At 63.0% G+C, this 12,757-nt stretch carries 16 protein-coding genes; 14 read left to right on the top strand and 2 right to left on the bottom strand.

Annotated features, from left to right (window positions below; translation table 11 throughout):
* From WCE35_RS01700 to WCE35_RS01675, 6 genes are all read left to right on the top strand, one after another.
* The coding region (locus WCE35_RS01700) for a hypothetical protein (protein WP_424591612.1) at positions 1-372 on the top strand (372 nt) is incomplete at its 5' end.
* Between the two features lie 261 nt (positions 373-633).
* On the top strand, positions 634-1,524 hold the full coding sequence (dapA, locus tag WCE35_RS01695) for a 4-hydroxy-tetrahydrodipicolinate synthase (RefSeq protein WP_424591611.1): 891 nt from the start codon (positions 634-636) through the stop codon (positions 1,522-1,524).
* A gap of 62 nt (positions 1,525-1,586) precedes the next feature.
* Positions 1,587-2,003 (top strand): large conductance mechanosensitive channel protein MscL, encoded by a 417-nt coding sequence (gene mscL / locus WCE35_RS01690; RefSeq protein WP_424591610.1) that lies wholly within the window; start codon positions 1,587-1,589, stop codon positions 2,001-2,003.
* 1 nt (position 2,004) lies between these two features.
* On the top strand, positions 2,005-2,478 hold the full coding sequence (gene smpB, locus WCE35_RS01685; protein ID WP_424591609.1) for an SsrA-binding protein SmpB: 474 nt from the start codon (positions 2,005-2,007) through the stop codon (positions 2,476-2,478).
* A 148-nt stretch (positions 2,479-2,626) separates the two neighbouring features.
* The gene (locus tag WCE35_RS01680; RefSeq protein ID WP_424591608.1) at positions 2,627-2,878 is read left to right on the top strand and encodes a hypothetical protein; all 252 of its coding nucleotides are present in this window, start codon (positions 2,627-2,629) and stop codon (positions 2,876-2,878) included.
* 7 nt (positions 2,879-2,885) lie between these two features.
* Complete coding sequence (locus WCE35_RS01675) at positions 2,886-3,461, top strand: peroxiredoxin (protein ID WP_424591607.1); 576 nt, start codon at positions 2,886-2,888, stop codon at positions 3,459-3,461.
* A gap of 229 nt (positions 3,462-3,690) precedes the next feature.
* Here WCE35_RS01675 and WCE35_RS01670 read toward each other — a convergent pair whose 3' ends face one another.
* Both WCE35_RS01670 and WCE35_RS01665 read right to left on the bottom strand, forming a co-directional pair.
* Positions 3,691-4,353, bottom strand: a complete 663-nt coding sequence (locus WCE35_RS01670) for a uracil-DNA glycosylase (protein WP_424591606.1) — start codon at positions 4,351-4,353, stop codon at positions 3,691-3,693.
* On the bottom strand, positions 4,331-4,960 hold the full coding sequence (locus WCE35_RS01665) for an NYN domain-containing protein (RefSeq protein ID WP_424591605.1): 630 nt from the start codon (positions 4,958-4,960) through the stop codon (positions 4,331-4,333). Before WCE35_RS01665 ends, WCE35_RS01670 begins: the two co-directional genes overlap by 23 nt.
* A gap of 352 nt (positions 4,961-5,312) precedes the next feature.
* On the opposite strand from WCE35_RS01665, the gene rpoZ reads away from it, so the two are divergent.
* From rpoZ to WCE35_RS01625, 8 genes are all read left to right on the top strand, one after another.
* Positions 5,313-5,705 (top strand): DNA-directed RNA polymerase subunit omega, encoded by a 393-nt coding sequence (gene rpoZ, locus WCE35_RS01660; RefSeq protein WP_424591604.1) that lies wholly within the window; start codon positions 5,313-5,315, stop codon positions 5,703-5,705.
* A gap of 217 nt (positions 5,706-5,922) precedes the next feature.
* On the top strand, positions 5,923-8,220 hold the full coding sequence (locus tag WCE35_RS01655) for a RelA/SpoT family protein (RefSeq protein WP_424591603.1): 2,298 nt from the start codon (positions 5,923-5,925) through the stop codon (positions 8,218-8,220).
* A 153-nt stretch (positions 8,221-8,373) separates the two neighbouring features.
* Complete coding sequence (locus tag WCE35_RS01650) at positions 8,374-9,147, top strand: pyridoxine 5'-phosphate synthase (protein ID WP_424591602.1); 774 nt, start codon at positions 8,374-8,376, stop codon at positions 9,145-9,147.
* Positions 9,144-9,563, top strand: a complete 420-nt coding sequence (gene acpS / locus WCE35_RS01645; RefSeq protein WP_424591601.1) for a holo-ACP synthase — start codon at positions 9,144-9,146, stop codon at positions 9,561-9,563. The genes WCE35_RS01650 and acpS overlap by 4 nt, the downstream gene beginning before the upstream one ends.
* Before the next feature lie 281 nt (positions 9,564-9,844).
* Entirely contained in the window at positions 9,845-10,603 is a 759-nt protein-coding gene (gene lepB, locus WCE35_RS01640; RefSeq protein WP_424591600.1) for a signal peptidase I, read from the top strand.
* A complete protein-coding gene (gene rnc, locus WCE35_RS01635; RefSeq protein ID WP_424591599.1) occupies positions 10,600-11,412 on the top strand; it encodes a ribonuclease III in 813 nt (270 codons plus the stop codon). Before lepB ends, rnc begins: the two co-directional genes overlap by 4 nt.
* Positions 11,402-12,331, top strand: coding sequence for a GTPase Era (era, locus tag WCE35_RS01630; protein WP_424591598.1), 930 nt, complete (start codon positions 11,402-11,404; stop codon positions 12,329-12,331). The genes rnc and era overlap by 11 nt, the downstream gene beginning before the upstream one ends.
* 65 nt (positions 12,332-12,396) lie before the next feature.
* Positions 12,397-12,757: hypothetical protein (locus WCE35_RS01625; RefSeq protein ID WP_424591597.1), on the top strand; the 361-nt coding region annotated here is incomplete at its 3' end.

Here is a 12,757-nt window from a genome sequence, read left to right as displayed (position 1 = left end):
GCCGGCGTGACCGGTTTGCGCGCCGTCGCAGGCGGCAAGGCGGCTTGCTGGCGGGCTGCCGGCGCCAGGGATGGTGTCGGGGCTCGCGCCTCCTGGGCGGAAGTCGCGGGCACAGCCGTTTCGGCAGGTGCGGTATTCCGGGCGGCGGTCGGCGTCGCCGGGGTCGTTTTTGGAGCGACGTTGCGGGCGATCGGCCGCGGCTTCGGCAGAGGAACCTTGGGCTTGGCCCGGGCGTCCGCTGTCATCCCCGACAAGGCGACCGCCAGCATCAGACTCGTCGCCAGTGCCGTCGATCGCAATGCGGCTGCGCGGGCGGAAGGGGTCACGGCTTTCCTCTGCGGGCGGCGAATCATTCAATCGCTGAAGCCTTAAGCTCTATTTGATTGAATATGTGGACGAAATGCTAAAATCGTCATTGGCCAAAAGCTGTTTGCGCCATCACCACGGCAAAATCGCGGCTCCCGCCAGGCCGGCACGGCCCTTTCGCCCGATCGTCAGACCCGGTATGAATTGCGTTACATGGCGAAAACCTGGCCCGGCACCTGATGCGGGGAGCTACCGGTTCGCATCAAGAAAACGCGTCGTAACAAAGGTCATCGGCGGTGCCGTAAACCGCGTGTTTGGAGGAATTCCATGGCAGCCAAGACAAAGTTCCGGGGATCGTTCACCGCCCTGGTCACGCCGTTCAAGAACGGCTCGCTCGACGAGGCGGCCTTCCGCGCGCTGGTGAACTGGCAGGTCGCCGAGGGCACAAACGGCCTGGTGCCGGTCGGCACCACCGGCGAAAGCCCGACCGTCAGTCATGACGAGCACAGGCGTGTCGTCGAGTGGTGCATCGATGAAGCCAGGGGCAGGGTTCCGGTGATCGCGGGCGCCGGCTCCAATTCGACCAAGGAAGCCATCGAGCTTGCCCAGCATGCGGAGAAGGCGGGCGCGGACGCGGTGCTGGTGGTGACGCCGTATTACAACAAGCCGACCCAGGAAGGCATGTATCAGCACTTCAAGGCGATCAACGATGCGATCGGAATTCCCATCATCATCTACAACATTCCGCCGCGTTCGGTGATCGACATGTCGGTCGATACCATGGCGCGGCTGTTCGAACTGAAGAACATCGCTGGCGTCAAGGATGCCACCGCCAGCATGGTGCGGGTATCGCAGCAGCGCGCGGCGATGGGCGAGGATTTCAATCAATTGTCGGGCGAGGATGCCACCGTGCTCGGCTACATGGCCCATGGCGGTCACGGCTGCATTTCGGTGACGTCGAACGTCGCGCCGAGATTGTGCTCGGAATTTCACCTGGCCTGGCAAAAGGGCGATGTCGCGACCGCGCTCAAGCTGCATGACAAGCTGATGCCGTTGCACACCAATCTCTTCATCGAATCCAACCCGGCACCGGTGAAATACGCGCTCTCGCTGCTCGGCAAGCTGGACGAGAAGCTGCGCCTGCCGTTGGTGCCGGTGTCGGAGCCGACGCGCGTGGCGGTGCGCAGCGCCATGGTGCATGCCGGCCTCATCAACTGAAGCGTTAGCGTCGTGCGCGTCTTCACCCGATCAATGAAGAAAAAGCCTTGAGGGGACAGACCATGCTGAAGGAGTTCCGGGAATTCGCCATGAAGGGCAATGTCGTCGACCTCGCGGTCGGCGTCATCATCGGCGCGGCTTTCGGCGCCATTGTCACTTCGCTGGTCGGCGACGTCATCATGCCGGTGATCGGCTCGATCACTGGCGGTCTCGACTTCTCCAACTACTTTACCGGACTTTCGAAATCCGTGACGGCAACCAATCTCGCCGACGCCAAGAAGCAGGGCGCGGTGCTGGCGTGGGGCAATTTCCTGACGCTGACGCTGAATTTCATCATCATCGCCTTCGTGCTGTTCATGGTCATCCGCCTCATGAACCAGCTCAAGCGTCGCGAAGAGGCCGCGCCGGCGACACCGCCGAAGCCGACCCGTCAGGAAGAGCTGCTGACCGAGATCCGCGATCTGCTCAAGAAGGCTTGATGTGGCCGAGAAGAACGAACGCCCGATCAAGGTCGTCGCCGAGAACCGCAAGGCGCGCTTCAACTACGCGATCGAGGACACGATCGAGGCCGGCATCTCGCTGACCGGTACCGAAGTGAAGTCGATCCGCAGCGGCAAGACCACGATCGCGGAATCCTACGCGGACACCAAGGATGGCGAGATCTGGCTGATCAACGCCAATATTCCGGAATATCTGCAGGCCAACCGCTTCAACCACGAGCCGAAGCGGCCGCGCAAATTGCTGCTGCACCGAAAGCAGATCAACAAGCTGTTGGGCGCGGTCGACCGCGAGGGCATGACGCTCATTCCGCTCAAACTGTATTTCAACGAACGCGGCCGCGCCAAACTCTTGCTGGCGGTGGCGAAGGGCAAGAAGCTGCACGACAAGCGCGAGAGTGAAAAGAAGCGCGACTGGGGCCGCGAGAAGGGCCGCCTGATGCGGGCGCGGGGGTAATGGCTGACCCCATCCCTATCCGTCATTGCGAGCTCCGCGAAGCAATCCATTTCACGGCATAACGGTACCGTCATTGCGAGCGCAGCGAAGCAATCCATTTCACGGCATAACGGATAGCTGGATTGCTTCGTCGCAAGCGCTCCTCGCAATGACGAGTAATCAGGAGGTCGCAGATGAAGCAACCATGCGACATCCCTATCCGTCATTGCGAGCGCAGCGAAGCAATCCATTTCACGGCATAACGGATAGCTGGATTGCTTCGTCGCAAGCGCTCCTCGCAATGACGATCGACGGAGAATTATGCGATGAACCAGAGATTGTAGGATGGGTAGAACGCAGTGAAACCCATCATCTCAACGTCGTTGATGGCTATCGCTCCATCCATCCTACAAATGAATGAGGTAACGATGAACCAGAAAAACCTGCTCGAAGTCGACTGGAGCAAGATCCCGGCACCGGCCGACGATGGCGCGGCGGCACATCTGGTCGGCATGGCCGTCCCGCCGATCAGCCTGGTTGCGACCGACGACACCTTGGTCGATCTGTCGGCGCTGCCGGGTCGCATTGTGCTGTTCGCCTATCCCCGCACCGGCGAGCCCGGCAAGATCAGTCTGGTCGAGGATTGGGACATGATTCCCGGGGCACGCGGCTGCACGCCCCAGACCTGCGCGTTCCGCGATCTGTTCGCGGAGCTGAAGGCCGCCGGCGCCAAAGGCGTGTTCGCCCTGTCGACGCAGAGCAATGCCTACCAGGCCGAGATGGCCTCCCGGCTGCATCTGCCATTTCCCGTGCTGTCGGACGAGAAGCTGGCGCTGACCCGCGCGCTCAACTTGCCGACCATGGAGGTGGCGGGATTGACGCTGATCAAGCGGCTGGCGCTGATCGTCGATGACGGGCGCATTGCCCAGGTGTTCTATCCGGTATTTCCGCCGGATCGAAATGCCGGCGACGTGCTGGCATGGCTCAAGGACAATCCGGTGTGACCAACGCCGATCCAGAACGAGCCATCCCTGTCGGGCAGGCATGGCCGTCTTGCGGGTTGCGGGATGATGGAGGAGTGCCCTTGATTTGCCCGACGAGTCAACTGTTTTCGCCATCGCTCCAGGCATCATGCCGGCAACTGCTACTTTGCATGGGGTTGTTTTCCATATTTTTAGGCAGGCGCTGCTATTGATCGAATACGATCCGAAGCCGCCGTTCGATGCAGTGCTGCTAGGCCAAATCCGCCCGCACTTTCGCAAACACGCCGCGAAACATCTTTGGCGTCAGCACGCCGGTGTTGGTGTTGTAGCGCGAGCAGTGATAGCTGTCGTAGAGCTTGATCGCGCCGGCCTGATGGATCGCGCCATGTGCGAACGGCGCGGCCACGCTGCGAAGTCCGAGCGCCTTCAGCGTCGATTCATGCGCGACGCGGCCGAGCAGCACGATTGCGCGAAGGCCGGGCATCGTGGCGATGGTCGCGATCAGGAATTGCCGGCAGGTCTGGATCTCGGCGGGCAGCGGCTTGTTCTGCGGCGGCACGCAGCGCACCGCATTGCTGATCCGGCAATCCACCAGCCGCAGTCCGTCGTCCGGCCGCGCCTGATAGTCGCCACTGGCAAAACCATATTCGAGCAAGGTCGCGTAGAGCAGGTCGCCGGCATAATCGCCGGTGAAAGGACGCCCGGTGCGGTTGGCGCCCTGCAGGCCCGGCGCCAATCCGACGATCAACAGCCTCGCCGCGGCATCGCCGAACGAGGCCACCGGGGAATTGAACCAGCCGGGTTCGCGCGCCCGCGCCTCGGCGCGGAAGGCGGCAAGCCTCGGACAGAGCGGGCAATCGCGGTCGGGTTCGGCGGCGACAGGGACGATCTCAGTCTTCGAAATCGTCGTCATCGACCCTGGGCGCCGTGGTGGTCGCGCGCTGCAGGAATTGCGGCGCGTGATGACGCGGCTCGCGCGGGGCGGCGCGCTCGGAGGGATCGCGGCCGAGCTTGGATTGCAGCTCTACCAGATCGGTGAAGACGTCGGCCTGGCGCCGCAGCTCGTCGGCGATCATCGGCGGTTGGCTCGAGATCGTGGAAACCACGGTCACCCGCACGCCGCGGCGCTGGACCGCCTCGACCAGCGAGCGGAAATCGCCGTCGCCCGAGAACAGCACGATCTGGTCGACGTGCCCGGCGAGCTCCATGGCATCGACCGCGAGTTCGATGTCCATGTTGCCCTTGACCTTGCGGCGGCCGCTGGCGTCGATGAACTCCTTGGTCGCCTTGGTCACCACGGTGTAGCCGTTGTAGTCGAGCCAGTCGATCAGGGGACGGATCGACGAATATTCCTGATCTTCAATGATCGCGGTGTAGTAGAACGCGCGCAGCAGCGTGCCGCGGCTCTGGAATTCCTTGAGAAGGCGCTTGTAATCGATATCGAAGCCGAGCGTCTTGGCGGTCGCATAAAGATTGGCGCCATCGATGAAGAGCGCGATCTTGTTGGAAACAGGTGACATCAAACTTTTCTCGCGTTGTCGTTAATGTTCCTGGCGCAGCGGCAATCGACCGCGCGCGCTCCCAGCCATGCTGTCTAAAGTTCGGTGAATCTTGCCCACCTACAGTCACCACTGCAATTATGGTGAGGCGAGGGCAAAAACCTATACTTTTGACGATGCAGCGGGAGATTGTTTGTCCCGCACCGCAACCGGCGACGTGCCCCGGACGCTCCGGCCTTCTGACCCCCGGAATGGGTTATCAGAGCCTGCCGGGAAGGCAAATTACAAATTTGGTCTTGCGAAACGTCACTCACCCCTATAACTAACCCCGAATAATCAGCATATTCCGTCCCATTTAACGGAGCGACAATCGATGGCGCGCGTCACCGTAGAAGACTGCATTGATAAGGTCGATAACCGGTTCGATCTGGTCCTGTTGGCTGCCCATCGCGCCCGCATGATCTCCTCCGGGTCACAACTCACGGTTGATCGCGATAACGACAAGAATCCGGTGGTGTCGCTGCGGGAAATCGCCGATTCCACGATTTCGCCCGAGGACCTGCGCGAGGAACTGGTGCATTCCCTGCAGAAATTCGTCGAGGTCGACGAGCCCGAGCCCGATACCGTGCCCCTGATCGGTTCGGCGGGCGCCAGCGTCGATGCCGACGATACCGAGGTCGCGGTCGAGCGCATGACCGAGGAAGAGCTGTTGAAGGGCCTTGAGGGCCTGGCCCCTCCGGAAGAACTGCCCGAAGAGGACGAATAAACCGACGGTTTGGCACCCTTCGAGAGCGCCGATATGAAAAAAGGCCCGGACATTTGTCCGGGCCTTTGCTTTTGTTGACATTTTTGCGGTTACGATGCGTCCTTGACCGGAGCGGGGCGGAATTGACGGTTTCGCGGCCCCAAAAGGGCTGCTGCTTCGCTCAAAGCGCACTAGATTATGGCGAAGCGAGCCAATTCGGCGCGTGCATGAGGCAGAGATGGCTTATCGGCGGCGCACCTCCCGGGAAATGCAGGCCGTGACCGATTCGGTCGCCACGGCGCCTGCGTCGGCCGTGGCCGAGAAGCCGGTCAAATCTCCGCGCCCGCGCATGATGCGGCAATACGATCTGGTCGAGCGCGTCAAGTCATATAATCCGGACACCGATGAAGACCTGCTGAACCGCGCCTATGTCTACGCCATGAAGGCGCATGGCGCGCAAACCCGCGCATCGGGCGATCCCTATTTCTCCCATCCGCTCGAGGTCGCGGCGATCCTCACCGATCTGAAGCTCGACGACGCCACCATCGTCGCCGCGCTGTTGCACGACACCATCGAGGATACCGAGGCTACGCGCACCGAAATCGACCATGTTTTCGGCCACGAGATCGGCGCGCTGGTGGAGGGTCTCACCAAACTGAAGCGCCTGGAACTGGTTTCGCGCGAAGCCAAACAGGCCGAGAACCTGCGCAAGCTGCTGCTGGCGATCGCCGACGACGTCCGCGTGCTCCTGATCAAGCTCGCCGACCGCCTGCACAACATGCGCACGCTGGAGTTCGTGCCGCCGGCCTCGCGCCGCCGCATCGCCGAAGAGACCCTCGACATCTATGCCCCGCTGGCCGGTCGCATGGGCATGCAGGAGATGCGGGAGGAACTCGAGGATCTTTCCTTCCATGTGCTCGATCCGGAAGCCTTCGCGGTGGTGAAGCAGCGGCTGGATGCGCTGGCCGACCGCAACCGCAACCTGATCGGCGAGATCGAAAGCCAGCTCACCAAGAACTTCCAGAACAACGGTATTGCGGCGCGCGTCTGCGGTCGCCGCAAACAGCCGTTCTCGATCTGGACCAAGATGGAGCGCAAATCGGTCGGCTTCGAGCAATTGTCCGATATCTACGGTTTTCGCATCGTCTTGAACGACGCCGAAGCCTGCTACCGCGCGCTCGGCGTCGTGCACACGACCTGGCCGGTGGTCCCCGGGCGCTTCAAGGACTACATCTCGACGCCGAAGCAGAACGATTACCGTTCGATCCACACCACCGTGATCGGGCCCGGCAACCAGCGCGTCGAATTGCAGATACGCACCGAGGAGATGAACCAGATCGCCGAATTCGGCATTGCCGCGCATCCGTTCTACAAGGACGGCGTCGGTTCCCCGACCGAACTCCTGAAGCGTGAATCCAACGCCTTCGCCTGGCTGCGCAACACCGTCGGCATTTTGTCGGAAAGCGCCAATCCGGAGGAGTTTCTGGAACACACCAAGCTGGAGCTGTTCCACGACCAGGTGTTCTGCTTCACGCCGAAGGGCAAACTGATCGCGTTGCCGCGTCATGCCAATGCGATCGATTTTGCCTACGCTGTGCATACCGACGTCGGTAACAGCGCGGTCGGCTGCAAGATCAACGGCAAGTTCGCGCCATTGTCGTCCGAACTGCAGAACGGCGACGAGGTCGAGGTGCTGACCTCGCAGGCGCAGTCGGCGCCGCCGTCGGCCTGGGAATCGCTCGCCGTCACCGGCAAGGCGCGGGCGGCGATCCGGCGTGCGACCCGGACGGCGGTGCGCGATCAATATGCCGGGCTCGGCCGCCGCATCGTGGAAAGGCTGTTCGCTCGCGCCAAGATCGAATATGCCGACGACAAGCTGAAGGGGGCATTGCCGAGGCTCGCACGCGCCTCGATCGAGGACGTGATGGCCTCGGTCGGGCGCGGCGAACTGAAGGCATCCGACGTCGCGCGCGCGATGTATCCGGACTACCGGGAAGAACGGCTGGTCCGCTACGGGACCTGGAAAGCCAACCTCGCGGTCAAGCTGAAGCTGAAATCGCAGCCGCATCCGGCGCGCAGCGCTTCGGCGATTCCGGTGCGCGGCATCAACTCCGATCTGCCGGTCAAGTTCGCGCCGAACGGCGGCGCGGTGCCGGGCGACCGCATCGTCGGCATCGTCTCGCCGGGCGAGGGGATTACGATCTATCCGATCCATTCGCCGGCGCTCAGGGATTTCGAGGACGAGCCGGAGCGCTGGCTCGACGTGCGCTGGGACATCGACGAAACCATGCCGCAGCGTTTTCCGGCGCGGATTCGCATCGACAACGTCAACGAGCCCGGCAGCCTCGCCCAGGTCGCCACCGTGATCGCCGAGCATGACGGCAATATCGACAACATCAACATGACGCGCCGCTCGCCCGACTTCACCGAGCTGACGATCGATCTCGAGGTCTATGACCTCAAGCATCTCAGCGCCATTATCGCCCAGTTGCGCGCCAAAGCCGTCGTCGCGCGAGTCGAACGCGTCAATGGGTAACCTATTTCGTCATTGCCGGGCTTGACCCGGAAATCCATCCTTCTCAAGACGATGGATGCGCGGGTCATCTGGTGCGAGAATGCGCTTCGCGCTTTTGCCCGTGCACGAGGTTCGGGTTATCTCAATCGCTCCAGATTCTATCGCGAGTCCTCTATGTCAAAACTCCCTCCGCTCCGCCTCGGCGTCAATGTCGATCACGTCGCCACGCTGCGTAACGCGAGGGCCGGCACGCGGCCGGATCCGGTGCGGGCGGCGCTCGCGGCGATCGCGGCCGGCGCCGACGGCATCACCGCGCATTTGCGCGAGGACCGCCGCCATATCCGCGACCAGGACATGGCGCGGCTGAAAGCTGAAATCTCGAAACCGCTGAATTTCGAGATGGCGGCGACCGAGGACATGCTGAAAATCTCGCTCGCAACCAGGCCGCATGCGGTGTGTCTGGTGCCCGAGCGCCGCGCCGAACTCACCACCGAGGGCGGCCTCGATGTGGTCGGCCAGCACAACGCGCTCGCGCCCTACATCGCGCGGCTTGGCGACGCCGGGATCCGGGTGTCGCTGTTCATTTCCGCCGAGCCCCGCCAGATCGAAATGGCCGCCAGGCTGCGCGCGCCGGTGATCGAAATCCATACCGGCGGCTGGTGTGACGCCGTGGTCGACGGCCGCTCCGCCAGGGCGGAAGCGGAATGGCAGCGCATCGTCCACGGCGCGCGGCTCGCCCGATCCGCCGGGCTCGAGGTCCATGCCGGGCACGGCCTCGACTACGGGACGGCGGAGACGATCGCGGGGCTGCCCGAGATCGTGGAATTGAACATCGGCTATTACATGATCGGGGAGGCGATATTCGTCGGCCTCGGCGAGACGGTTCGAATGATGCGGGCCGCGATGGACCGCGGTCGCAAGGCGATCGCGCGCGCGGGCACGGCATGATCATCGGCATCGGTTCCGATCTGATCGACATCACCCGGGTCGCGCGGGTGATCGAGCGTCACGGCGATCGCTTCCTCGACCGCATCTTCACCGACGCCGAGCGCGCCAGGGCCGCGCGCCGCGCCAACAGCGAAAAAATGGTGGTGGCGACCTACGCCAAGCGGTTCGCCGCCAAGGAGGCCTGTTCCAAGGCGCTCGGCACCGGAATCCGGCGCGGGGTGTGGTGGCGGGATATGGGGGTGGTGAACCTGCCGGGCGGCCGTCCCACCATGCAACTGACGGGCGGGGCGCTGGCCCGGCTCGAGCAACTGACGCCCGCGGGCTTCGAGGCGCGGATCGATCTTTCGATCACCGACGACTGGCCCTTGGCGCAGGCCTTCGTCATAATTTCGGCGGTCGTTCCCGGCACATCATGAGTCGGGACAGGCGACAGCGGCCGGGGACCGGGGGCAAACTAAAAGTCATAGTTATTTCAATGGATTATCAAGTTTTGATAAGCCTGTTGATTGCGCGCCCCCGAACAACCGTCTAAAAACGCCGCAGGGTACAATCGAGCCAGGGCAAAATCAGGTTTGCGCCGGAATTTGCTCTCAACATCAGGAATCAAGACCATTTTCTTGGCGCGAACGGCAAACGTTCCGCGTGAGGAAAACGTTCTGCGACCACGCAGGCGAAGCTTGCGGGAATTGGGAAAGCGATGAGCGTGACATCCGGGACAAAATCTGAAAGCGGCTTGGGCGAAACCATCCGCGTCGTCATCCACGCTCTCCTGATCGCGCTCGTGATACGAACGTTCCTGTTCCAGCCCTTCAATATCCCCTCGGGATCGATGAAGGCGACGCTCCTGGTCGGCGACTATCTGTTCGTGTCGAAATATTCGTATGGCTACAGCCATTATTCGATTCCGTTGTCGCCGCCACTGTTCTCCGGACGCATCTTCGGCTCCGAACCCGCGCGCGGCGACATCGTGGTGTTCCGCCTGCCGAAGGACGACTCCACCGACTACATTAAGCGCGTGATCGGGCTGCCGGGCGACCGCGTCCAGATGAAGGAGGGGCTGCTCCACGTCAACGACGTCCCGGTCAAGCGCGAGCGCCTGAGCGATTTCATCGGCGAGGATCCTTGCGGCTCCGACGCCACCGCGCGGGTGAAGCGCTGGAAGGAAACGTTGCCGAACAAGGTCACCTATGAAACGCTGGATTGCGTCGACAACGGCTTTTACGACAACACCAATGTCTACACCGTGCCGGCCGGTCACCTCTTCATGATGGGCGACAACCGGGACAATTCGACCGACAGCCGCGTGCAGTCGGCGGTGGGTTACGTGCCGTTGGAGAATGTGGTCGGCCGCGCCCAGATGATCTTCTTCTCCGTTGCCGAGGGCGAACACGCCTGGATGTTCTGGCGCTGGCCGGTCGCGGTGCGCTGGAATCGCATATTTTCAATCGTGCGATGAACGACGAGACTCCCGTCATCCAGGATTCCCCGAAATCGGGCGAGCCGAGCCCCCAGCCTGACGCCGGCCGCGCTGGCGCGGCAAAGAAGAAGCGCGGCAAGGCCGGCGCCAAGGCCGCGACGGCGGCGATCGAAGCGCGCATCGGGCATAAATTCGCCGATCCGGCGCTGCTGACCACCGCGTTAACGCATGTGTCGGCGCTGAAGCCGGTCCGCAATCGCGGCGACAGCTACCAGCGCCTGGAATTTCTCGGCGACCATGTGCTGGGGCTGATCGTCTCCGACATGCTGTATCGCGCGTTCCCGAAAGCCGACGAGGGCGAACTGTCGAAGCGGCTCGCCGATCTCGTGCGCAGGGAAAGCTGCGCCGACGTGGCGAAGTCGCTCAGTCTGCTCGACGACATCAAGCTCGGCCAGCTCGGCGCGGGGGCGGGCGCGCGCCTGCGCAAATCCGTGCTCGGCGACATCTGCGAAGCCGTGATCGGGGCGATCTATCTCGACGGTGGCCACGCCGCCGCGGCGCAATTCGTCGAGCGCAACTGGACCGAGCGGATGCGCAAGCATCGGCGGCCGCTGCGCGATCCCAAGACCGTGCTGCAGGAATGGGCGCAGGGCAAGGGATTGCCGACGCCGGTCTATCGCGAGGTCGAGCGCACCGGGCCGCATCACGATCCGCAGTTCCGCGTCGCCGTCGATCTGCCGGGGCTGGCGCCGGCCGAAGGCGTCGGCGGCAGCAAGCGCGCCGCCGAAAAGGTCGCGGCATCGGTGATGATCGCGCGCGAGGGTGTTGGCGGCAGCAATGACGGATGAGTCGCAACGGCAGGCCGCATCTGGCCCGACGCGCTGCGGCTTCGTCGCGCTGATCGGCGCGCCCAATGTCGGCAAATCCACGCTGGTCAACGCGCTGGTCGGCGCCAAGGTGACCATCGTCTCGCGCAAGGTGCAGACGACGCGGGCGCTGATCCGCGGCATCGTCATCGAGAATAACGCGCAGATCATCCTGGTCGACACGCCCGGCATCTTCGCGCCGAAGCGGCGGCTCGACCGCGCCATGGTCTCGACCGCCTGGAGCGGGGCGCATGACGCCGATCTCGTCTGCGTGCTGCTCGATGCCAAGGCCGGGATCGACGAGGAGGCGGATTCGATCCTGACGAAGCTCGCGACCGTCGCGCATCCCAAAATCCTGGTGCTGAACAAGGTCGACCTGGTGCCGCGCGAGAAATTGCTGGCGCTGGCGAAAGCCGCCAACGACCGCCTGAAGTTCGAAGACACCTTTATGATCTCGGCGCTGTCAGGTGACGGTGTTGACGACCTGCGCCGGACCCTTGCCGGCATGGTCCCGGCAGGGCCGTTCCACTATCCCGAGGACCAGATGTCGGATGCGCCGATGCGGCATCTGGCGGCCGAGATCACGCGGGAGAAAATTTTCCGCCAGTTGCACCAGGAATTGCCGTATCAATCCACCGTCGAGACCGACAGCTGGACCGAACGCAAGGATAAATCGATCCGGATCGAGCAGACGATCTTCGTCGAGCGCGAAAGCCAGCGCAAGATCGTGCTTGGCAAGGGCGGCGCCACCATCAAGTCGATCGGCGCCGACGCGCGCAAGGAGATCGCCGGGATCGCCGGCGTGCCGGTGCATCTGTTCCTGTTCGTCAAGGTGCGCGAGAACTGGGGCGAGGATCCCGACCGTTACCGCGAAATGGGACTGGAATTCCCCAAGGAATGACCGAGCAATGGTCGCGCAATGATCTTGGGATAATCGTGGGATAATCATGCAATGATCGGGTTCCGATGACCGTGCCCAGGAACGTGCTGTGGTTTGAAGTGCTGCTGTATCTGTCGCTGACGCTGGATGCGCTGTCGGCGGCATTTCAGGACCGCACGCCGACGGCTGGCATCACGGAGGCCATGATTGCGACAGAGACATTGCTGACAGCCTGCCTGATCGTGCTCTTTGTCTATTTCGTCTGGCTGGCCGCGCGGCGGCGCAAAAACTGGTCGCGCTGGGCGCTGGCCGCGGCGCTCGCATTGTCGGTGATTTCGCTGCTGCGGGCGATCGGCCAGAACGGCGTGCAGCTCGGCAGCGCGATCGAAATCGTGTCCTGCGCGCTGACGGCGGCGGGGCTGTATTTCTCCTTCACCGGCGACGCGC

Origin of the sequence: Bradyrhizobium sp. (genome assembly GCF_049691595.1) — a bacterium.
Taxonomy (GTDB): domain Bacteria; phylum Pseudomonadota; class Alphaproteobacteria; order Rhizobiales; family Xanthobacteraceae; genus Bradyrhizobium.
The sequence above is the reverse complement of the archived record's forward strand: the minus strand, read 5'-3'. Positions and strand labels throughout refer to the sequence as shown.